This window comes from Streptococcus sp. Marseille-Q6488 (genome assembly GCF_946902925.1).
GTDB lineage: Bacteria > Bacillota > Bacilli > Lactobacillales > Streptococcaceae > Streptococcus.
Genome location: NZ_CAMPPZ010000006.1, coordinates 131,555 through 152,990 on the forward strand (window position 1 = coordinate 131,555; position 21,436 = coordinate 152,990).

Genomic DNA, 21,436 nt, shown 5'->3' on the forward strand with positions numbered 1-21,436 from the left:
TCAAGAATGCAATTAATCAATTTCATATCCCATCAGCAAACCACCATCTTCTGCATAAAAACTGCAGAGACCAGATGTTGGGAGAATTTTAATATCCGCCTGTGGGAAATTTTCACGGATTCGGTCTGAAAGCTGTTGGCAACATTTCTCGTTATTGCGTTGGGCCATGACAATACGACCACCAGCATATCCAGCTTTTATCAACTCTTCATAGGCTGCTTGAACTGATTTCTTTGGTCCTCGTGCTTTTTGTAGCAATTCAAGGGTTCCAGTTTCACTAGCTTCTCCGACCATACGGATATTTAGAAGGCCAACGACCGTACCGATAAGCTTGCTCAAACGGCCGTTCTTCACCAAGTTATCGACTTTGGCTAGGACAAAAAGTAACTTGGTTTTTTCTTGATAGGCAGTGATAGCTTCAACCACTTCTTCAAAAGATAAGCCCTGGTCGATCAAGTCATTCAATTTTTCTACGAGCAAGTCAACTTCCCCACCAGCAGACAAACTATCAATTACATGAATTTTAGTATCAGGATGTTCTTCCAGATAAATATTTTTTGCTAGTTGAGCACTATTGTGGCTGCCAGAGAGAGTACCAGTGATGGTTACTAGGAAAATATTTTTGGCACCTTCAAATGCTCGCAAATAATCATCTGGGCTTGGACAAGCTGATTTTGAAGCTTCTGCGGTTGCATACATGGTTTCCATCATTTGGTCAATGTCAAGACTGGCATCATCAACAAAGACCTGATCAGCTACTTGAATGGTTAAAGGAACACTTACAAAGGTCGTGTCAATAGCTGGTGTTGCCAGCTGACGATAATCACAACCAGAGTCAGCAATAATCTTCCAAGTCATAGAAATTCTCCATCTTTGTCAGTTATACATTGACAAAGGTTCTGTCTTTTTTTACAATTATATCATGAAAGCCCTTGAAACAAAAGCCTCATCCGTCTGTTGTGACAAGTAGAAAGAAAATGTTATGTCTGAACGTAGAATCTCTGAAAAGTCTCTTGAAAATCTCAGAAAATCAAACCAAGAATCCAATTTATTAACTAGAGAATCCATCGAAACAGCCCTCTTGCAGCTCTTAGAAAAAAAGGACTTGACCAAGATTAGTATTTCTGAATTGGTCAAACGTGCAGGCGTTTCGCGTGCGGCCTTTTATCGCAATTATGATTCCAAAGAGGAAATTTTAGAGAGTGTCTTTAAACGGAGTGTCCACAATATTATGGAACAGTTGCATCATTATGATTTAAAGACAGACCTTTATCTGGTCTGGGTTCACCTTTTCCGAGAAGCAAGAAAGGAAGCCAGAGTGATTCAACTGGCCTTGGATTATCATCTGGAAAAAATCTTTGTCCAAGCCATGCAGGAATTTTTAGAAAAATACCATGGGAAATCAAAAGGTGTCAGCTCTTATCTTCATTCCTTCTGGAGCTCGGCCATCGTCTCTGTCCTCCTAAAATGGATCAAGGATGGCATGAAGGTACCTGCTGAAAAGATAGCGGATTTACGGTTACCATTTTTTAAAAAATAGAGAAAAAGGAGAAGAGATATGACTGAAAAAAGACTAGCATGGGATGAGTATTTTGCAGCCCAAGCCTTACTAATTGCCAATCGTTCCACTTGTAAACGTGCCAAAGTGGGTGCGATTCTGGTTAAGGATAATAAGGTTATTTCCACTGGTTATAATGGTTCGGTGTCAGGGACCGAACATTGTATTGACCACGAATGTTTGGTCATTGAAGGCCACTGTGTTCGCACCCTTCACGCTGAGGTCAATGCTATCCTTCAAGGTGCAGAACGTGGTGTTCCAAAAGGTTTTACAGCCTATGTAACCCATTTTCCTTGTCTGAACTGTACCAAACAATTGCTGCAGGTCGGTTGCAAGCGCGTGGTTTATATCAACCAGTACAGAATGGACGACTATGCCCAATACCTTTATCAAGAAAAGGGAACAGAATTGACCCATTTACCACTTGAGACAGTACAGGCAGCTCTTAAAGAGGCTGATCTAATGTAAAAATTATCAAAAATAAATGGTTTAGAAAGATTTTTAAACCGTTTTTTGGTATAATAAGAAGAATAAATTGAAAGAAGGAATTCCAAAAATGGGAAAAATTGAAGTTATTAATCACCCGCTGATTCAACACAAATTGTCAATCTTGCGTCGTACAGATACTTCTACAAAAGCTTTTCGTGAGCTAGTAGATGAGATTGCAATGTTGATGGGGTATGAAGTACTTCGTGATCTTCCACTAGAAGATGTGGAAATCGAAACACCAATTACAAAAACAGTTCAAAAACAATTGGCAGGTAAGAAATTGGCCATCGTTCCAATTTTGCGTGCAGGTATCGGGATGGTTGATGGTCTCTTGAGCTTGGTTCCAGCTGCTAAAGTTGGTCACATCGGTATGTACCGTGATGAAGAAACACTTCAACCAGTTGAGTACTTGGTAAAATTGCCTGAAGATATTGACCAACGTCAAATTTTTGTGGTAGACCCAATGTTGGCAACAGGTGGATCAGCAATCTTAGCTGTCGACTCACTTAAAAAACGTGGGGCATCAAATATCAAGTTTGTCTGCCTTGTATCTGCTCCAGAAGGTGTAAAAGCCCTTCAAGAAGCTCATCCAGATGTAGAAATCTTTACAGCAGCCTTGGATGAACGCTTGAACGAACACGGTTATATCGTTCCAGGTCTTGGAGATGCTGGAGACCGCTTGTTCGGTACGAAATAAAATTAAAAGAAGAATGACTTGGAAAAGGATTTCCAGTCACGAAAGGAGGTTGAATTTTTGTTTCTGTCTAATGAAAACAGAGCAAAAATTTGACCTTTTTTGACCAATATATTATAATAGTCTTATCTTTAGTCATTTGACCAACAAAAATAAAACTCAAAAGGAGAAATAAATGATTCCTGTAGTTATTGAACAAACAAGTCGTGGAGAACGTTCTTACGATATTTACTCACGTCTTCTCAAAGACCGCATCATTATGCTGACAGGCCCAGTTGAAGACAACATGGCCAACTCAGTTATTGCCCAGTTGCTTTTCTTGGATGCCCAAGATAGTACAAAAGATATTTACCTTTATGTCAATACACCTGGTGGTTCCGTTTCAGCTGGTTTGGCGATCGTTGACACCATGAACTTTATTAAGGCAGATGTCCAAACCATCGTTATGGGAATGGCTGCATCTATGGGGACTGTTATTGCATCAAGTGGAGCAAAAGGCAAACGTTTCATGCTTCCAAATGCTGAGTACATGATCCACCAACCAATGGGTGGTACAGGTGGTGGTACTCAACAAACCGATATGGCGATCGCTGCAGAACACTTGCTTAAAACTCGTAATACCTTGGAAAAAATCTTGGCTAAAAATTCAGGTCAGTCAATCGAAAAAGTCCATGCAGATGCAGAACGCGATAACTGGATGAGTGCCCAAGAAACACTTGAATATGGCTTTATTGATGAAATCATGGCCAACAATTCATTGAATTAATGATCAAAGAAGGCAAACTCGACTGGGTTTGCTTTTTTTGGTATAATAGGGAGAGATTTCTTAGAAAGAGGATTTATCATGTTTGAAAAAGTCAATCGATCTGGCTTGATTATCTATCTTTACTATAATCGTGATGCCAAAAAACTGCAGGATTATGGAGATATTACCTATCATTCCAAGAAACATCGTTACTTACAACTTTATGTTCCAACTCAAGAAGTGGAGCAATTGGTCGGGCGCTTGAGCAAGGAAAAATTTATAAAAAAAGTCAGAGTTTGTCATATCCAAGAGCTGGAAACACCCTTTGTGGGTAACCTTTACCGATAGGAAAACGTTATCAGATAAAAATTTAAAGAAAAGTGTTGACAATTTTCTGATAATTCGATATATTCTTAACAGACTATTTAAGAAATAAGGAGACAAAAAAAGATGAAGAAAAAATTTGCCCTATCGTTTGTGGCGCTTGCAAGTGTAGCACTTCTTGCAGCCTGTGGAGAAGTGAAGTCTGGAGCAGTCAACACTGCTGGTAACTCAGTAGAGGAAAAGACAATCAAAATCGGGTTTAACTTTGAGGAAACTGGTGCAGTAGCAGCCTACGGAACATCTGAACAAAAAGGTGCCCAACTTGCTGTTGATGAAATCAATGCAGCAGGTGGTATCGATGGAAAACAAATCGAAGTAGTTGATAAAGATAACAAGTCTGAAACAGCTGAGGCGGCTTCAGTAACAACTAACCTTGTAACTCAATCTAAAGTATCAGCAATCGTAGGACCTGCGACATCTGGTGCGACTGCAGCTGCGGTGGCTAACGCTACAAAAGCAGGTGTTCCATTGATTTCGCCAAGTGCGACTCAAGATGGATTGACTAAAGGTCAAGATTACCTCTTTATCGGAACTTTCCAAGATAGCTTCCAAGGAAAAATTATTGCAAACTATGTTACTGATAAATTGCAAGCTAAGAAAGTCGTTCTTTACACTGACAATGCCAGCGACTATGCTAAAGGTATTGCTAAATCTTTCCGCGAATCCTACAAGGGTGAGATCGTTGCAGATGAAACTTTCGTAGCAGGTGACACAGACTTCCAAGCAGCCCTTACAAAAATGAAAGGGAAAGATTTTGATGCTATCATCGTTCCTGGTTACTACACTGAAGCTGGTAAAATTGTAAACCAAGCGCGTGGTATGGGAATTGACAAACCAATCGTTGGTGGTGATGGATTTAACGGTGAGGAGTTTGTACAACAAGCAACTGCTGAAAAAGCATCAAACATCTACTTTATCTCAGGCTTCTCAACTACTGTAGAAGTTTCAGCTAAAGCAAAAGCCTTCCTTGACGCATACCGTGCTAAGTACAATGAAGAGCCTTCAACATTTGCAGCCTTGGCTTATGACTCAGTTCACCTTGTAGCAAACGCAGCAAAAGGTGCTAAAAACTCAGGTGAGATCAAGGATAACCTTGCTAAAACAAAAGATTTTGAAGGTGTAACTGGTCAAACAAGCTTTGATGCAGACCACAACACAGTCAAAACTGCTTACATGATGACCATGAACAATGGTAAGGTTGAAGCAGCAGAAGTTGTAAAACCATAATAGAAAATGTTGAAATAGGGAATGAGCCTCGGACTCACTCCCTGTTTCGATGTTTAAGAACCTATCAAAAAGTGAGGGAAAACCCTCCAAATTATAAATAGAAAGAGTGAATCTTATGCTCCAACAACTAGTAAATGGTTTGATTCTAGGTAGTGTTTACGCGCTGTTAGCCCTAGGATATACCATGGTTTACGGAATTATCAAGCTCATCAACTTTGCCCATGGTGATATTTATATGATGGGAGCCTTTATCGGTTATTTCTTGATTAATTCTTTCCAAATGAATTTCTTTGTAGCGCTTATTGTAGCCATGCTAGCGACAGCTATTCTTGGTGTCGTGATTGAGTTCCTTGCTTACCGACCTTTGCGTCACTCTACTCGTATTGCTGTTTTGATTACAGCTATTGGGGTTTCTTTCCTATTGGAGTATGGCATGGTCTATCTGGTTGGTGCCAATACTCGTGCCTTCCCTCAAGCGATTCAAACAGTTCGCTATGATTTGGGACCAGTTAGCCTAACAAACGTTCAGTTAATGATCTTGGCCATTTCCTTGATTTTGATGATTTTGTTACAAGTCATTGTCCAAAAGACTAAGATGGGGAAAGCCATGCGTGCGGTATCCGTAGATAGCGATGCGGCACAATTGATGGGGATCAATGTAAACCGTACGATCAGCTTTACCTTCGCTTTGGGCTCAGCTCTTGCGGGTGCGGCTGGTGTTCTGATTGCCCTTTATTATAACTCTCTTGAGCCTTTGATGGGGGTTACTCCAGGTCTTAAGTCTTTCGTTGCCGCAGTACTTGGTGGTATCGGAATTATTCCTGGTGCGGCTCTTGGTGGCTTTGTGATTGGTCTATTGGAAACCTTTGCGACAGCCTTTGGAATGTCAGACTTCCGTGATGCCATTGTTTATGGAATTTTGTTGTTGATCTTGATTGTCCGCCCAGCTGGTATCCTTGGTAAAAATGTGAAAGAGAAGGTGTAAACGATGAAGGAAAATTTAAAAGTTAATATTCTATGGTTACTTCTTTTGTTAGCTGGCTATGGCTTGATTAGTGTACTGGTTTCAGTCGGAGTACTCAATCTATTCTATGTACAGATTTTACAACAAATCGGAATTAATATTATTCTGGCTGTTGGTCTCAACTTAATCGTTGGTTTTTCAGGACAATTTTCACTTGGGCATGCTGGTTTTATGGCGATTGGTGCCTATGCAGCAGCTATTATTGGTTCTAAATCACCAACCTACGGTGCCTTCTTTGGAGCCATGCTGATAGGGGCTTTGCTTTCAGGGGCAGTTGCCTTGCTTGTCGGAATTCCAACCTTACGCTTGAAGGGGGACTATCTTGCGGTAGCGACTCTTGGTGTTTCTGAAATTATCCGTATCTTTATCATCAATGGTGGAAGCCTTACAAATGGTGCAGCAGGTATCTTGGGAATTCCAAACTTTACAACTTGGCAAATGGTTTACTTCTTTGTCGTGATTACAACCATTGCAACCTTGAACTTCTTGCGTAGTCCAATTGGTCGTTCAACCCTCTCCGTTCGTGAGGATGAGATTGCTGCTGAGTCAGTTGGGGTTAATACGACTAAAATTAAAATCATCGCCTTTGTCTTTGGTGCTATTACTGCAAGTATTGCAGGGTCACTTCAGGCAGGATTTATCGGGTCTGTTGTACCGAAAGATTATACTTTCATCAACTCAATCAACGTTTTGATCATTGTTGTATTTGGTGGACTAGGTTCCATTACAGGTGCCATCGTTTCAGCTATTGTTCTTGGAATTTTGAATATGCTTCTCCAAGATGTTGCCAGCGTGCGTATGATTATTTATGCTTTGGCCTTGGTATTGGTAATGATTTTCAGACCAGGTGGACTCCTTGGAACATGGGAATTGAGTCTATCACGTTTCTTTAAAAAATCTAAGAAGGAGGAACAAAACTAATGGCATTACTTGAAGTAAAACAGTTAACCAAACATTTTGGCGGTCTAACAGCTGTTGGAGATGTGACTCTTGAATTGAACGAAGGGGAATTGGTTGGACTAATCGGTCCAAACGGAGCTGGGAAAACTACTCTTTTCAATCTTTTGACCGGTGTTTATGAACCAAGCGAGGGAACAGTAACCCTAGATGGTCACCTTTTGAATGGAAAGTCACCTTATAAGATTGCTTCTTTGGGACTTGGACGTACATTCCAAAATATCCGTCTCTTTAAAGACTTAACAGTTTTGGACAATGTTTTGATTGCTTTTGGCAACCATCACAAACAACATGTTTTTGCTAGTTTCTTGCGCTTACCAGCTTTTTACAAGAGTGAAAAAGAATTAAAGGCTAAGGCTTTGGAATTGTTGAAAATCTTTGATTTGGATGGTGATGCAGAAACTCTTGCTAAAAATCTTGCCTACGGACAACAACGTCGTTTGGAAATTGTTCGTGCCCTTGCTACGGAACCTAAAATTCTCTTTTTAGATGAACCAGCCGCAGGTATGAACCCGCAGGAAACAGCTGAATTGACTGAGTTAATTCGTCGTATCAAAGATGAATTTAAGATTACGATCATGCTGATTGAACACGATATGAATCTGGTCATGGAAGTAACAGAACGTATCTACGTACTTGAATATGGTCGTTTGATTGCTCAGGGAACTCCAGACGAAATTAAGACCAATAAACGCGTTATCGAAGCTTATCTAGGAGGTGAAGCCTAATGTCTATGTTAAAAGTTGATAATCTTTCTGTGCATTACGGTATGATCCAAGCAGTCCGTGATGTAAGCTTTGAAGTTAATGAAGGAGAAGTAGTTTCCCTTATCGGTGCCAATGGTGCAGGTAAGACAACCATTCTCCGTACCTTGTCTGGTTTGGTTAGACCGAGTTCAGGAAAGATTGAATTTTTAGGTCAAGAAATCCAAAAAATGCCGGCTCAGAAAATCGTGGCAGGTGGTCTTTCGCAAGTTCCAGAAGGACGCCACGTCTTTCCTGGCTTGACTGTTATGGAAAATCTTGAAATGGGAGCTTTCTTAAAGAAAAATCGTGAAGAAAATCAAGCTAACTTGAAGAAGGTCTTTTCACGCTTCCCACGTCTTGAAGAACGCAAGAACCAGGACGCAGCCACTCTTTCAGGAGGAGAACAACAAATGCTTGCCATGGGACGCGCTCTTATGTCAACACCAAAACTTCTTCTTTTAGATGAACCATCAATGGGACTTGCCCCAATCTTTATCCAAGAGATTTTTGATATCATTCAAGATATCCAGAAGCAAGGGACAACTGTCCTCTTGATTGAACAAAATGCCAATAAGGCACTCGCAATCTCTGACCGAGGCTATGTATTGGAAACAGGGAAAATCGTCCTGTCCGGAACAGGAAAAGAACTCGCCTCATCAGAAGAAGTCAGAAAAGCATATCTGGGTGGCTAAAAAGGTCCGGGGGACCTTTTTAGTCGGCAGATGAAGATTACGAAGTAATAATCATTATAGTCCAGTGGACCTTTTTAGTCGGTAGATGGAGATTGCGAAGTAATCTTCGCATAGTCTGGGAGACTAGTTTAGGTTGCGGATGGAAATTGCGAAGCAATCATCATTATAGTCCGGGGGACCTTTTTAGTCGGCGGATGAAGATTGCGAAGCAATTCTCATCTGCACTGGAAGGTTAGCTTCTGATAATTGAAATAAAATCGAATGAAGCGTACCTATCCTTCATTCACAGAGCTCGATTTCAGAGCTCTTTTTGCTAGCTTATTCATACTTTTCTGAATTTTGAAAAAGAAATGTAAGCGTTTGATAGATTTACAAAAAGATTGTATAATAGAGATAAGAATAGAAAAGGAGAAGTCTCATGGCAGTTAAAGATTTTATGACCCGCAAGGTAGTTTATATTAGTCCAGATACAACAGTATCTCATGCAGCAGATTTGATGAGAGAGCAAGGGTTGCACCGCTTGCCTGTTATCGAAAATGATCAATTAGTTGGTTTGGTGACTGAGGGAACCATTGCCCAAGCAAGTCCATCAAAAGCAACCAGTCTTTCTATCTATGAGATGAATTATCTTCTGAATAAGACCAAAGTAAAAGATGTCATGATTCGCGATGTTGTCACTGTTTCAGGTTATGCTAGTCTAGAAGATGCAACTTATTTGATGTTGAAAAACAAGATTGGTATTCTTCCTGTCGTAGACAACCATCAAGTCTATGGGGTTATTACGGACCGTGACGTTTTCCAAGCCTTCCTTGAAATTGCTGGTTATGGAGAAGAAGGAATTCGTGTGCGCTTTGTTACAGAAGATGAAGTTGGTGTCCTCGGAAAGATTGTTTCTTTGATTGCAGAAGAAAATTTGAATATCTCTCATACAGTCAATATTCCGCGTAAAGATGGTAAGGTGATTATCGAAGTTCAAATCGATGGCTCAATTGATTTACCAGCCTTGAAAGAAAAATTTGAATCAGAGAATATTCAAGTAGAAGAAATTACTCGTACTTCAGCAAAAGTCTTGTAAGAAGGGAAGCCGAAAGGCTTCTTTTTTCATGAAAAGAGGAGTAGAGCAAAAGATGGAAAGAAATGATAAAATATGCTATAATGAAATGATGTAAAAAAGGAGTATTTATGGACATTTCAGTAATTCGTCAGAAAATTGACGCAAATCGTGAAAAATTAGCTTCTTTCAGGGGGTCTCTTTGACCTAGAAGGTTTAGAGGAAGAGATTGCCATCTTGGAAAACAAGATGACAGAACCTGATTTTTGGAACGATAATATCGCGGCCCAAAAAACGTCGCAAGAATTAAATGAATTAAAAAACACTTACAATACCTTCCATAAGATGGAAGAGTTGCAGGATGAAGTTGAAATTTTATTGGACTTTTTAGTAGAAGACGATTCAGTGCATGATGAACTGGTCGAACAGTTATCAGAACTTGATAAGATGATGACCAGTTACGAGATGACCCTTCTCTTGTCAGAACCTTATGACCATAATAATGCGATTTTGGAAATTCATCCAGGTTCGGGTGGTACTGAGGCGCAGGACTGGGGTGATATGTTGCTTCGTATGTATACTCGCTATGGAAATGCCAAAGGCTTTAAAGTGGAAGTATTGGATTACCAAGCAGGAGATGAAGCTGGTATTAAGTCGGTAACCTTATCATTTGAAGGACCTAATGCCTATGGTCTTCTAAAGTCAGAAATGGGAGTACACCGTTTGGTGCGAATTTCACCATTTGACTCTGCTAAACGTCGCCATACCTCTTTCACATCTGTAGAAGTGATGCCTGAGTTGGACGATACCATTGAAGTGGAAATCCGGGAAGATGACATCAAGATGGATACCTTCCGTTCAGGTGGTGCCGGTGGACAAAACGTCAATAAGGTTTCAACAGGTGTGCGTTTGACCCACATTCCAACTGGAATTGTTGTCCAATCAACAGTGGATCGTACCCAGTATGGAAATAGAGATCGAGCTATGAAGATGTTGCAGGCTAAGCTCTATCAAATGGAGCAAGAAAAGAAAGCTGCGGAGGTAGATTCCCTCAAGGGTGAGAAAAAAGAAATCACATGGGGAAGCCAAATCCGTTCTTATGTCTTCACGCCTTATACTATGGTAAAAGATCATCGAACTAGCTTTGAAGTTGCTCAGGTAGATAAGGTTATGGACGGAGACCTAGATGGTTTTATCGATGCCTACCTCAAGTGGCGAATCAGCTAAGATAGAAAGGAACTCACATGTCAATCATTGAAATGAGAGATGTCGTCAAAAAATACGACAACGGAACGACTGCCCTACGCGGTGTTTCGGTCAGCGTTCAACCGGGGGAATTTGCTTACATTGTAGGACCTTCAGGAGCAGGGAAGTCAACCTTCATTCGTTCTCTATATCGTGAAGTAAAAATCGATAAAGGAAGCCTATCAGTTGCTGGTTTTAATCTGGTTAAGATCAAAAAGAAAGACGTCCCGCTTCTACGTCGTAGTGTTGGGGTTGTCTTCCAGGATTATAAACTATTGCCAAAGAAAACGGTCTATGAAAATATTGCTTACGCTATGGAAGTAATCGGGGAAAATCGCCGTAATATCAAAAAACGTGTGATGGAAGTTTTAGACTTGGTTGGGTTGAAGCACAAGGTTCGCTCTTTCCCAAATGAGCTCTCAGGTGGAGAGCAACAGCGGATTGCGATTGCGCGTGCTATTGTAAATAATCCCAAAGTACTGATAGCCGATGAACCAACAGGAAACCTGGACCCGGATAATTCATGGGAAATTATGAATCTCTTGGAACGGATTAACCTACAAGGGACAACTATTTTGATGGCGACTCATAATAGCCAGATTGTAAATACCTTGCGCCACCGTGTCATTGCCATTGAAAATGGGCGTGTCGTTCGTGACGAATCAAAAGGAGAGTATGGATACGATGATTAGTAGATTTTTTCGCCATTTATTTGAATCACTAAAAAGTTTGAAACGAAATGGTTGGATGACAGTGGCTGCTGTCAGCTCAGTCATGATTACTTTGACCTTGGTTGCCATATTTGCTTCTGTTATTTTCAATACAGCGAAACTAGCTACAGATATTGAAAATAATGTTCGAGTAATGGTTTATATTCGCAAGGATGTAGCTGATAATAGCGAGACTATTGAAAAAGAAGGTCAAACTGTTACAAATAATGACTACCACAAGGTATACAATGCTTTGAAGGGGATGTCTACTGTTAAGAGTGTTACTTTTTCAAGTAAAGAAGAACAATATGAAAAATTAACCGAGACAATGGGTGATAACTGGAAAATTTTTGAAGGAGATGCCAACCCCCTCTATGATGCCTATATCGTTGATACAAATACGCCAAGTGATGTAAAAACTGTGGCTGAAGATGCTAAAAAAATTGAAGGTGTGTCTGAGGTTCAGGATGGTGGTGCCAATACAGAACGCCTATTCCAACTAGCATCATTTATCCGTGTTTGGGGATTAGTTATTGCAGGACTTTTGATTTTCATTGCAGTTTTCTTGATTTCAAATACCATTCGTATTACCATTATTTCTCGCAGTCGCGAAATTCAAATCATGCGCTTGGTTGGTGCTAAGAACAGTTATATCCGTGGACCTTTCTTACTTGAAGGTGCCTTCATTGGTTTGCTTGGAGCAACTGCGCCATCAGTGTTGGTCTTTATTGTTTATCGAATGGTTTACCAATCTGTCAATAAGTCATTGGTAGGTCAAAATCTTTCTATGATTGCGCCAGAGGTATTTACTCCTCTGATGATTGCCCTATTATTTGTGATTGGAATTTTCATCGGTTCACTGGGATCAGGAATTTCCATGCGCCGATTCTTGAAGATTTAGGTAAACTAGCTACTTTTATGAGGAGATTAAATGATCTCCTTTTTTGCTACAAAAATTTTAGAAAAAAGTGTAATTTTTTTTGTAAAAGCCTTTACAAAAAAAATTAAAGTGGTATAATTAAATCATAAAAGGTGCAAACGTTTTCGTAAAACGTTTACCTAAATAAAAATAAAGGAGATTTGAATGATGAAAGATACATTCAAAAATGTCTTGTCTTTCGAATTTTGGCAAAAATTCGGTAAGGCTTTGATGGTGGTTATCGCGGTTATGCCGGCTGCTGGTTTGATGATTTCAATCGGTAAGTCTATCGTGATGATTAACCCAACCTTTGCACCACTCGTTATTACTGGTGGTGTACTAGAGCAAATCGGTTGGGGAGTTATCGTTAACCTTCATATCTTGTTCGCCCTCGCTATTGGAGGAAGCTGGGCTAAAGAACGTGCTGGTGGTGCTTTCGCCGCTGGTCTTGCCTTCATCTTGATTAACCGTATCACTGGTACAATCTTTGGTGTATCAGGCGATATGTTGAAAAATCCAGATGCTATGGTAACTACTCTCTTTGGTGGTTCAATCAAAGTTGCTGATTACTTTATCAGTGTTCTTGAAGCTCCAGCCTTGAACATGGGTGTCTTCGTAGGGATTATTTCTGGTTTTATTGGAGCAACTGCTTACAATAAATACTATAACTTCCGTAAGCTTCCTGATGCACTTTCATTCTTTAACGGAAAACGTTTTGTACCATTTGTAGTTATTCTTCGTTCAATAATTGCTGCAATTGTACTTTCAGCTTTCTGGCCACTTGTGCAAACTGGTATCAATAGCTTTGGTATCTGGATTGCTAACTCACAACAAACTGCTCCAATCCTTGCACCATTCTTGTATGGTACATTGGAACGTTTGCTCTTGCCATTTGGTCTTCACCATATGTTGACTATCCCAATGAACTACACAGCTCTTGGTGGTACTTATGACATTTTAACTGGTGCAGCTAAAGGTACTCAAGTATTTGGTCAAGACCCACTATGGCTTGCATGGGTAACAGACCTTGTTAACCTCAAAGGTACTGATGCAAGTCACTACCAACAATTGTTAGATACTGTTCACCCAGCTCGTTTCAAAGTTGGACAAATGATCGGTTCATTCGGTATCTTGATGGGTGTGATCGTGGCTATCTACCGTAATGTTGATGCTGATAAGAAACATCAATATAAAGGTATGATGATTGCGACAGCTCTTGCAACATTCTTGACAGGGGTTACTGAACCAATCGAATACATGTTCATGTTTGTAGCAACACCTATGTATCTTGTTTACTCACTTGTTCAAGGTGCTGCCTTCGCTATGGCTGATGTAGTAAACCTACGTATGCACTCATTCGGTTCAATCGAGTTCTTGACTCGTACACCTATTGCGATTAGCGCTGGTATCGGTATGGATATTGTTAACTTTATCTGGGTAACTGTTCTCTTTGCCGTAATCATGTACTTTATCGCAAACTTCATGATTCAAAAATTCAACTACGCAACTCCAGGACGTAACGGAAATTACGAAACTGCTGAAGGTTCAGAAGAAGCTAGCAGCGAAGTGAAAGTTGCAGCAGGTTCTCAAGCTGTAAATATTATCAACCTTCTTGGTGGACGTGCAAACATCGTTGATGTTGATGCATGTATGACTCGTCTTCGTGTAACTGTAAAAGATGCTGACAAAGTCGGTGATGCAGAACAATGGAAAGCAGAAGGAGCTATGGGTCTTGTCATGAAAGGACAAGGGGTTCAAGCTATCTATGGACCAAAAGCTGACGTATTGAAATCTGATATCCAAGATATCCTTGATTCAGGTGAAATTATTCCTGAAACTCTTCCAAGTCAAATGACTGAAGCACAACAAAACACTGTTCACTTCAAAGGTCTTACTGAGGAAGTTTACTCAGTAGCTGACGGTCAAGTTCTTGCTTTGGAACAAGTAAAAGATCCAGTATTTGCTCAAAAAATGATGGGTGACGGATTTGCTGTAGAACCTGCAAATGGAAACATTGTATCTCCAGTTTCAGGTACTGTATCAAGCATCTTCCCTACAAAACATGCTCTTGGTCTTGTGACTGAAGCAGGTCTTGAAGTATTGGTTCACATTGGTTTGGACACAGTAAGTCTTGAAGGAAAACCATTTACAGTTCATGTAGCTGAAGGACAAAAAGTTGCAGCAGGTGATCTTCTTGTCACAGCTGACTTGGATGCTATCCGTGCAGCAGGTCGTGAAACTTCAACAGTAGTTGTCTTCACAAATGGTGATGCAATTAAATCAGTTAAATTAGAAAAAACAGGTTCTCTTGCAGCTAAAACAGCAGTTGCTAAAGTAGAATTGTAATATACTTGAGGTTGGAAGCTGTATTCCAACCTCTTATTTTGGGAGAAAAGAATGAAATTTTTAACACTCAATACTCACAGTTGGATGGAGAAAGAAGCTGAGGAAAAATTCCAGATTTTGCTTGAGGATATTCTTGAAAAGGACTATGATTTGATTTGTTTCCAAGAAATCAATCAGGAGATCACCTCTTCAGAGGTGGAGGTCAATGACCTTTATCAAGCTTTGCCAGCAGCTGAGCCTATTCACCAAGATCACTATGTTAGACTCTTGGTTGAAAAGTTGTCTGAGCAAGGGAAAAATTACTACTGGACTTGGGCCTATAATCATATCGGTTATGACCGCTACCATGAAGGTGTGGCTATCTTGTCTAAAACACCTATTGAAGCCAGAGAAATTTTGGTTTCAGATGTGGATGATCCAACAGACTATCATACTCGCCGTGTTGCCTTGGCTGAAACTGTAGTCGATGGTAAGGAGCTTGCAGTTGCAAGTGTCCACCTTTCTTGGTGGGATAAAGGTTTCCAAGAAGAATGGGCACGATTTGAAGCTGTCTTGAAAGAATTGAATAAGCCACTTTTGCTAGCTGGAGATTTCAACAACCCAGCCGGTAAGGAAGGCTACCAAGCTATTTTAGCTAGTCAATTGGGCTTACAAGACGCTTTTGAAGTTAGTCAAGAGAAAAGTGGTAGCTATACTGTTCCACCAGAAATAGATGGATGGAAAGGGAACACTGAACCCCTTCGAATCGACTATGTTTTTACTACCAAAGAGTTAGAGGTAGAAAATTTACATGTTGTATTTGATGGTAACAATAGTCCGCAAGTCAGTGATCACTATGGCTTGAGTGCTATTTTAAACTGGAAATAATAACTGATACTCTTCGAAAATCAAATTCAAACCACGTCAACGTCGCCTTGCCGTACTCAAGTACAGCCTGAGGCTAGTTTCCTAGTTTGCTCTTTGATTTTCATTGAGTATGAAAAGAGGTTGGGATTATAAAATTCCAGCCTTTTTCTGATTAGAAAAGCTACTGGAAATAGCCTAATACTCTTCGAAAATCAAATTCAAACCACGTCAGCTTCACCTTGCCGTATAGATGTTACTGACTTCGTCAGTTCTATCTGCAACCTCAAAACAGTGTTTTGAGCAACCTGCGGCTAGCTTCCTAGTTTGCTCTTTGATTTTCATTGAGTATAAATAAGTGAGACTACTGAAATGGAATAAAATGTGGTATAATTGATAAGATAGATAGAATCGAGGATAGTATGTCATTTACGAAATTTCAATTTAAAAATTATATTAGAGAAGCCTTGGAGGAGTTAAAATTTACAACTCCAACAGAGGTGCAAGATAAGTTGATTCCCATTGTTTTGGCAGGTCGTGACCTAGTAGGAGAATCAAAAACAGGTTCGGGTAAGACTCACACTTTCCTATTGCCGATTTTCCAGCAATTAGATGAAATCAGCGATAGTGTTCAAGCAGTCATTACTGCACCGAGCCGTGAATTAGCTACTCAAATTTACCAAGCAGCCCGTCAGATTGCTGCCCACTCAGAAGTGGAAGTTCGTGTGGTTAATTACGTGGGTGGTACTGATAAGGCTCGCCAGATTGAAAAATTGGCAAGCAATCAGCCTCATATTGTTATTGGAACACCAGGCCGTATCTACGACTTGGTTAAATCTGGTGATTTAGCTATTCACAAGGCCAAGACCTTTGTGGTTGATGAGGCAGATATGACCTTGGATATGGGATTCTTAGAAACTGTTGATAAGATTGCTAGCAGCCTTCCAAAAGACCTGCAATTCATGGTCTTCTCAGCGACTATTCCACAAAAATTGCAACCATTCTTGAAAAAATACTTATCAAATCCTGTCATGGAGAAAATCAAGACCAAAACGGTCATTTCTGACACTATTGATAATTGGTTGATTTCTACTAAGGGACGTGACAAGAATGCTCAAATTTATCAGTTGACTCAGTTGATGCAGCCTTATTTGGCAATGATTTTTGTTAATACTAAGACACGTGCTGATGAATTGCATTCATATCTGACTGCTCAAGGATTGAAGGTAGCGAAGATTCATGGAGATATTGCTCCTCGTGAACGTAAGCGAATCATGAATCAGGTGAAAAATCTGGATTTTGAGTACATTGTCGCAACAGACTTGGCAGCGCGTGGGATTGACATTGAAGGTGTCAGCCATGTCATCAATGATGCCATTCCGCAAGACTTATCTTTCTTTGTGCACCGTGTTGGTCGTACTGGACGCAATGGCCTACCAGGTACAGCCATTACCCTTTACCAACCAAGCGATGACTCGGATATCCGTGAGTTGGAGAAATTGGGAATCAAGTTTACTCCTAAGATGATCAAAGACGGGGAATTTCAAGATACTTATGACCGTGATCGTCGTGCCAACCGTGAGAAAAAACAAGATAAACTTGATATCGAAATGATTGGTTTGGTTAAAAAGAAAAAGAAAAAAGTCAAACCAGGTTATAAGAAGAAAATTCAATGGGCGGTTGATGAAAAGCGCCGTAAGACCAAGCGTGCAGAAAATCGCGCTCGAGGTCGTGCAGAGCGTAAAGCAAAACGCCAAACATTTTAATAGAAATTGTTGGAGTACGGAGCTCCAACTTTTTGCTTTATGAGAACGAACTATCTAAACCGAAACACTACATTAAAGACTGCAAATTGTGTTGAAAAATGGTATAATGATAAAGTTATATAGTCCCGATAAGATGGTAGGTATTTCTATTTTTTCTTGCGAGTCGCAACTCGCAAAGAATGACGGCTCCAAAGTAGTCGCTCGTCATTCTACGGTTGCCGCTATAATGCGGTCACCCTATGCGCCTTACTAGTTTCAGAAATAAAAAAGTATTGTTTTTATTTCTTTCGCGTCGCAACTCGTAGATGATAGGGATTTCTATCAGTACTTTGTAACTCTATAACACTATTTTTAAGGGGGGACATTTTTATGTCAGAACGTAAATTATTCACGTCTGAGTCTGTATCTGAGGGGCATCCAGATAAGATTGCAGACCAAATTTCAGATGCGATTTTGGATGCTATTTTAGAACAGGATCCAGAGGCGCACGTTGCTGCTGAGACAGCTGTATACACTGGATCTGTCCACGTTTTTGGTGAAATTTCTACAAATGCCTATGTAGATATTAACCGTGTGGTTCGTGATACCATTGCAGAGATTGGCTATACCAATACCGAGTATGGTTTTTCTGCTGAGACTGTAGGAGTACACCCATCTTTGGTGGAACAATCTCCTGACATTGCCCAAGGTGTTAACGAAGCCTTGGAGGTCCGTGGAAATGTTAATCAAGACCCACTTGACTTAATTGGTGCTGGAGACCAAGGGCTCATGTTTGGATTTGCAGTGGATGAAACAGAAGAGCTCATGCCGTTGCCAATTTCACTCAGTCATAAATTGGTTCGTCGTCTGGCAGAACTTCGCAAGTCTGGGGAAATCAGCTATCTTCGCCCAGATGCTAAATCACAAGTTACAGTTGAGTATGATGAAAATGACCGTCCAGTACGTGTGGACACAGTCGTTATTTCAACTCAGCACGATCCAGAAGTCAGCAACGAACAAATTCACAATGATGTCATTAGCAAGGTTATCAAAGAGGTTATTCCAGCCTCTTACTTGGATGAGCAAACAAAATTCTTCATCAATCCTACTGGTCGTTTTGTAATCGGTGGACCTCAAGGAGACTCAGGCTTGACTGGTCGTAAGATTATCGTGGATACCTATGGTGGCTACTCTCGTCACGGTGGTGGTGCCTTCTCTGGTAAGGATGCGACTAAGGTGGACCGTTCTGCGTCATATGCAGCTCGTTATATTGCAAAGAATATCGTTGCAGCAGGTCTTGCTAAGAAAGCAGAAGTGCAATTGGCTTACGCTATCGGTGTTGCCCAGCCTGTTTCTGTCCGTATCGATACCTTTGGTACAGGAACAGTAGCTGAAAGCAAACTTGAAAAAGCGGCTCGTCAAATCTTTGATCTTCGCCCTGCAGGAATTATCCAAATGCTGGATCTCAAGCGCCCAATTTACCGTCAAACAGCGGCTTATGGACACATGGGACGTACAGATATTGATCTTCCGTGGGAACGTTTGGACAAGGTAGAGGTTTTGAAAGAAGCAGTCAAATAAAATATTAAGAGGGGAACTTCCTCTCTTTTTTATAGTTTTTAACTATACTGGGATACTGTTCTGAAAATCCATTTTGTGAAAGTAGAGATTTACATGTATTTCTTTAAAAATGATAAAGGTTGAGATTTCTCCTCGTAATAGATAATCATGGGGATATTTCAATCCAAAGTTTTATTCGTTATCACTTGACTATTGCAAGGTTTTCTAGAGCAACAGAGTCATGGAATGGACTCATGGTTGAGATTTCTCCCTGTTGCTTGGACTTCATTCAAAAGTCTGTTACCCAAGTCTTGTTCAAACTTCCAATACACTAGCTGTTTCCATAGCATGACTTCTGCACTAGACTTTCTTTTCCGAATAAATAGATAGAACCATAGAATCTAGTAAACCTAGAATTAAAACTGTGGTATAATATTAGCAATAAAAGGAATCTGGAGGATTAGAATCATGGTATCAACGAAAACGCAAATTGCTGGTTTTGAGTTTGACAATTGCTTGATGAATGCAGCAGGTGTGGCTTGTATGACGATAGAAGAGCTGGAAGGGGTTAAAAACTCAGCGGCAGGAACCTTTGTCACTAAGACAGCGACCTTGGACTTTCGTCAGGGAAATCCTGAGCCACGTTATCAAGATGTTCCACTTGGTTCTATCAACTCTATGGGCTTGCCGAATAATGGCTTAGACTATTATTTGGACTATCTTTTGGACTTGCAGGAAAAAGAGACAAACCGAACTTTCTTCTTATCTCTAGTCGGCATGTCTCCAGAGGAAACCCATACTATCTTGAAAAAAGTCCAAGAGAGTGATTTTCGTGGTCTGACTGAGATAAACCTCTCTTGTCCAAATGTTCCAGGAAAACCTCAGATTGCCTATGATTTTGAGACAACAGACCGTATTTTGGCAGAGGTGTTTGCCTACTTCACTAAACCTCTTGGAATTAAATTGCCACCATATTTTGATATTGTTCACTTTGACCAAGCGGCAGCTATTTTCAACAAATATCCGCTCAAGTTTGTCAACTGCGTCAACTCTATCGGAAATGGCCTTTATATAGAAGACGAGTCTGTCGTTATCCGTCCTAAAAATGGTTTCGGTGGTATCGGTGGAGAGTATATCAAACCGACTGCTCTTGCTAATGTTCACGCATTTTATCAACGCTTAAACCCTCAAATCCAAATCATCGGAACAGGTGGCGTTCTGACTGGTCGTGATGCCTTTGAACATATCCTCTGTGGAGCGAGTATGGTGCAGGTGGGAACAACCCTTCACAAAGAAGGCGTCGGTGCTTTCGAACGTATTACCAATGAACTAAAAGCAATCATGGCGGAAAAAGGGTACGAGAGCCTAGAAGATTTCCGTGGGAAATTGCGCTATATTGACTAAATTAAATCGAAAAATCAGAAGAAAGGAGAGGAGATGCTAGCTATTGAAGAAAGCCAGAAGTTGACTTTATCAAATTTACCGAGCCTGAACCTTTTTACAGGGACAGATCAGGGTCAGTTTGAAATTATGAAGAGTCAAGTATTGAAACAGATTGGCTATGATTCTGCCGACCTCAACTTTGCCTACTTTGATATGAAAGAAGTGGTTTACAAGGATGTTGAACTGGAGCTGGTCAGCCTTCCTTTCTTTGCGGATGAGAAAATCGTGATATTAGACCATTTTGTCGATATGACAACAGCCAAGAAACGCTTTTTAACAGATGATGAACTCAAGTCGTTTGAGGAATACCTTGATAATCCTTCACCAACAACCAAGTTGTTAATCTTTGCAGAAGGAAAGCTGGATAGCAAAAGACGGTTGGTTAAATTACTGAAGCGTGATGCCAAGGTCTTTGATGCAGTAGAAGCCAAAGAACAAGAATTGCGTCAGTATTTCCAAAAGTGGAGTCAGAAACAAGGTCTGCAGTTTACCAATCATTCTTTTGAAAATCTCCTCATCAAGTCGGGTTTTCAATTTAGTGAAATTCAGAAAAATCTCCTCTTTTTACAGTCCTATAAAGAAGACTCTGTTATCGAGGAAGAGGATATTGTTAACGCAATTCCCAAGACCTTGCAGGACAATATTTTTGATTTAACTCAGTTTATTCTGACTAAAAAGATGGACCAGGCGCGTGACTTGGTTAGAGATTTGACCTTGCAAGGGGAAGACGAAATTAAGTTGATTGCTGTTATGCTAGGACAATTTCGGACTTTTACTCAGGTGAAGATTTTGGCGGAGTCTGGGCAAACAGAATCGCAGATTGCAAGTGGTTTAGGTAGTTATCTCGGACGTAATCCTAATCCCTATCAAATCAAGTTTGCGTTGAGAGATGCGCGAGGACTTTCCTTGAGCTTTTTGAAGCAAGCTATTTCTTATTTGATTGAGACAGACTATCAGATTAAGACAGGTCTTTATGAAAAGAGTTTCCTTTTTGAAAAGGTACTCCTACAGATTGCTAGTCAGGTCAATTGATATTTTTTGAAACTATAACCCGCGTC

Annotated in this window: 21 protein-coding genes; 20 read left to right on the forward strand and 1 reads right to left on the reverse strand. The window is 40.4% G+C overall.

The window, feature by feature from the left end:
• Positions 1-12: 12 nt before the first annotated feature.
• Entirely contained in the window at positions 13-858 is an 846-nt protein-coding gene (locus OVN23_RS02855) for a DegV family protein (RefSeq protein ID WP_267240409.1), read from the reverse strand.
• 124 nt (positions 859-982) lie between these two features.
• Here OVN23_RS02855 and OVN23_RS02860 point away from each other — a divergent pair, with 124 nt between their 5' ends.
• From OVN23_RS02860 to holA, 20 genes are all read left to right on the forward strand, one after another.
• A complete protein-coding gene (locus OVN23_RS02860; RefSeq protein ID WP_267240410.1) occupies positions 983-1,540 on the forward strand; it encodes a TetR/AcrR family transcriptional regulator in 558 nt (185 codons plus the stop codon).
• Positions 1,541-1,558: 18 nt separating this feature from the next.
• Positions 1,559-2,026: a deoxycytidylate deaminase gene (locus OVN23_RS02865; protein ID WP_000136973.1), complete on the forward strand. Its 468-nt coding sequence runs from the start codon at positions 1,559-1,561 to the stop codon at positions 2,024-2,026.
• A gap of 88 nt (positions 2,027-2,114) precedes the next feature.
• Complete coding sequence (gene upp, locus OVN23_RS02870; RefSeq protein WP_000515974.1) at positions 2,115-2,744, forward strand: uracil phosphoribosyltransferase; 630 nt, start codon at positions 2,115-2,117, stop codon at positions 2,742-2,744.
• A gap of 172 nt (positions 2,745-2,916) precedes the next feature.
• Positions 2,917-3,507: an ATP-dependent Clp protease proteolytic subunit ClpP gene (gene clpP, locus OVN23_RS02875; RefSeq protein WP_267240415.1), complete on the forward strand. Its 591-nt coding sequence runs from the start codon at positions 2,917-2,919 to the stop codon at positions 3,505-3,507.
• 78 nt (positions 3,508-3,585) lie between these two features.
• Positions 3,586-3,834 carry a YlbG family protein gene (locus OVN23_RS02880; RefSeq protein ID WP_000462126.1) on the forward strand — a complete coding sequence of 83 codons (249 nt, stop codon included), beginning with the start codon at positions 3,586-3,588 and terminating at the stop codon, positions 3,832-3,834.
• Positions 3,835-3,936: 102 nt separating this feature from the next.
• Positions 3,937-5,097 carry an ABC transporter substrate-binding protein gene (locus OVN23_RS02885; protein WP_050221575.1) on the forward strand — a complete coding sequence of 387 codons (1,161 nt, stop codon included), beginning with the start codon at positions 3,937-3,939 and terminating at the stop codon, positions 5,095-5,097.
• Between the two features lie 115 nt (positions 5,098-5,212).
• Positions 5,213-6,082 (forward strand): branched-chain amino acid ABC transporter permease, encoded by an 870-nt coding sequence (locus OVN23_RS02890; RefSeq protein WP_000941427.1) that lies wholly within the window; start codon positions 5,213-5,215, stop codon positions 6,080-6,082.
• Positions 6,083-6,085: 3 nt separating this feature from the next.
• Positions 6,086-7,042 (forward strand): branched-chain amino acid ABC transporter permease, encoded by a 957-nt coding sequence (locus OVN23_RS02895; RefSeq protein WP_000662286.1) that lies wholly within the window; start codon positions 6,086-6,088, stop codon positions 7,040-7,042.
• Positions 7,042-7,806 carry an ABC transporter ATP-binding protein gene (locus tag OVN23_RS02900; RefSeq protein WP_001185997.1) on the forward strand — a complete coding sequence of 255 codons (765 nt, stop codon included), beginning with the start codon at positions 7,042-7,044 and terminating at the stop codon, positions 7,804-7,806. The genes OVN23_RS02895 and OVN23_RS02900 overlap by 1 nt, the downstream gene beginning before the upstream one ends.
• Positions 7,806-8,516: an ABC transporter ATP-binding protein gene (locus OVN23_RS02905; protein ID WP_000062200.1), complete on the forward strand. Its 711-nt coding sequence runs from the start codon at positions 7,806-7,808 to the stop codon at positions 8,514-8,516. The genes OVN23_RS02900 and OVN23_RS02905 overlap by 1 nt, the downstream gene beginning before the upstream one ends.
• Positions 8,517-8,934: 418 nt before the next feature.
• Positions 8,935-9,591 (forward strand): CBS domain-containing protein, encoded by a 657-nt coding sequence (locus OVN23_RS02910; protein ID WP_000268660.1) that lies wholly within the window; start codon positions 8,935-8,937, stop codon positions 9,589-9,591.
• A 107-nt stretch (positions 9,592-9,698) separates the two neighbouring features.
• Positions 9,699-10,794, forward strand: a protein-coding gene (prfB, locus tag OVN23_RS02915; protein WP_261053750.1) for a peptide chain release factor 2 whose coding sequence is annotated in 2 segments (ribosomal slippage) — positions 9,699-9,770 and positions 9,772-10,794 — 1,095 coding nt in all. Because the reading frame shifts where the segments join, the coding sequence is not laid out codon by codon here.
• Between the two features lie 17 nt (positions 10,795-10,811).
• Positions 10,812-11,504: a cell division ATP-binding protein FtsE gene (ftsE, locus tag OVN23_RS02920; protein WP_000022265.1), complete on the forward strand. Its 693-nt coding sequence runs from the start codon at positions 10,812-10,814 to the stop codon at positions 11,502-11,504.
• Positions 11,497-12,423: a permease-like cell division protein FtsX gene (gene ftsX, locus OVN23_RS02925; protein WP_000625550.1), complete on the forward strand. Its 927-nt coding sequence runs from the start codon at positions 11,497-11,499 to the stop codon at positions 12,421-12,423. The genes ftsE and ftsX overlap by 8 nt, the downstream gene beginning before the upstream one ends.
• Positions 12,424-12,606: 183 nt before the next feature.
• Complete coding sequence (locus OVN23_RS02930) at positions 12,607-14,787, forward strand: PTS transporter subunit IIBC (protein ID WP_267240430.1); 2,181 nt, start codon at positions 12,607-12,609, stop codon at positions 14,785-14,787.
• A gap of 51 nt (positions 14,788-14,838) precedes the next feature.
• Entirely contained in the window at positions 14,839-15,654 is an 816-nt protein-coding gene (locus OVN23_RS02935) for an endonuclease/exonuclease/phosphatase family protein (protein ID WP_267240431.1), read from the forward strand.
• A 398-nt stretch (positions 15,655-16,052) separates the two neighbouring features.
• Entirely contained in the window at positions 16,053-17,396 is a 1,344-nt protein-coding gene (locus tag OVN23_RS02940; RefSeq protein ID WP_267240432.1) for a DEAD/DEAH box helicase, read from the forward strand.
• Positions 17,397-17,765: 369 nt separating this feature from the next.
• On the forward strand, positions 17,766-18,956 hold the full coding sequence (gene metK, locus OVN23_RS02945) for a methionine adenosyltransferase (RefSeq protein ID WP_173253322.1): 1,191 nt from the start codon (positions 17,766-17,768) through the stop codon (positions 18,954-18,956).
• Between the two features lie 447 nt (positions 18,957-19,403).
• Complete coding sequence (locus OVN23_RS02950) at positions 19,404-20,339, forward strand: dihydroorotate oxidase (protein ID WP_267240433.1); 936 nt, start codon at positions 19,404-19,406, stop codon at positions 20,337-20,339.
• Between the two features lie 33 nt (positions 20,340-20,372).
• Positions 20,373-21,410, forward strand: a complete 1,038-nt coding sequence (holA, locus tag OVN23_RS02955) for a DNA polymerase III subunit delta (protein WP_112443482.1) — start codon at positions 20,373-20,375, stop codon at positions 21,408-21,410.
• Positions 21,411-21,436: the final 26 nt, after the last annotated feature.

Excerpts from the sequence above, each read along its gene's own strand:
- OVN23_RS02855 (WP_267240409.1), bottom strand. The coding sequence starts at position 858 with ATGACTTGGAAGATTATTGCTGACTCTGGTTGTGATTATCGTCAGCTG.
- OVN23_RS02860 (WP_267240410.1), top strand. The coding sequence starts at position 983 with ATGTCTGAACGTAGAATCTCTGAAAAGTCTCTTGAAAATCTCAGAAAA.
- OVN23_RS02865 (WP_000136973.1), top strand. The coding sequence starts at position 1,559 with ATGACTGAAAAAAGACTAGCATGGGATGAGTATTTTGCAGCCCAAGCC.
- upp (WP_000515974.1), top strand. The coding sequence starts at position 2,115 with ATGGGAAAAATTGAAGTTATTAATCACCCGCTGATTCAACACAAATTG.
- clpP (WP_267240415.1), top strand. The coding sequence starts at position 2,917 with ATGATTCCTGTAGTTATTGAACAAACAAGTCGTGGAGAACGTTCTTAC.
- OVN23_RS02880 (WP_000462126.1), top strand. The coding sequence starts at position 3,586 with ATGTTTGAAAAAGTCAATCGATCTGGCTTGATTATCTATCTTTACTAT.
- OVN23_RS02885 (WP_050221575.1), top strand. The coding sequence starts at position 3,937 with ATGAAGAAAAAATTTGCCCTATCGTTTGTGGCGCTTGCAAGTGTAGCA.
- OVN23_RS02890 (WP_000941427.1), top strand. The coding sequence starts at position 5,213 with ATGCTCCAACAACTAGTAAATGGTTTGATTCTAGGTAGTGTTTACGCG.
- OVN23_RS02895 (WP_000662286.1), top strand. The coding sequence starts at position 6,086 with ATGAAGGAAAATTTAAAAGTTAATATTCTATGGTTACTTCTTTTGTTA.
- OVN23_RS02900 (WP_001185997.1), top strand. The coding sequence starts at position 7,042 with ATGGCATTACTTGAAGTAAAACAGTTAACCAAACATTTTGGCGGTCTA.
- OVN23_RS02905 (WP_000062200.1), top strand. The coding sequence starts at position 7,806 with ATGTCTATGTTAAAAGTTGATAATCTTTCTGTGCATTACGGTATGATC.
- OVN23_RS02910 (WP_000268660.1), top strand. The coding sequence starts at position 8,935 with ATGGCAGTTAAAGATTTTATGACCCGCAAGGTAGTTTATATTAGTCCA.
- ftsE (WP_000022265.1), top strand. The coding sequence starts at position 10,812 with ATGTCAATCATTGAAATGAGAGATGTCGTCAAAAAATACGACAACGGA.
- ftsX (WP_000625550.1), top strand. The coding sequence starts at position 11,497 with ATGATTAGTAGATTTTTTCGCCATTTATTTGAATCACTAAAAAGTTTG.
- OVN23_RS02930 (WP_267240430.1), top strand. The coding sequence starts at position 12,607 with ATGATGAAAGATACATTCAAAAATGTCTTGTCTTTCGAATTTTGGCAA.
- OVN23_RS02935 (WP_267240431.1), top strand. The coding sequence starts at position 14,839 with ATGAAATTTTTAACACTCAATACTCACAGTTGGATGGAGAAAGAAGCT.
- OVN23_RS02940 (WP_267240432.1), top strand. The coding sequence starts at position 16,053 with ATGTCATTTACGAAATTTCAATTTAAAAATTATATTAGAGAAGCCTTG.
- metK (WP_173253322.1), top strand. The coding sequence starts at position 17,766 with ATGTCAGAACGTAAATTATTCACGTCTGAGTCTGTATCTGAGGGGCAT.
- OVN23_RS02950 (WP_267240433.1), top strand. The coding sequence starts at position 19,404 with ATGGTATCAACGAAAACGCAAATTGCTGGTTTTGAGTTTGACAATTGC.
- holA (WP_112443482.1), top strand. The coding sequence starts at position 20,373 with ATGCTAGCTATTGAAGAAAGCCAGAAGTTGACTTTATCAAATTTACCG.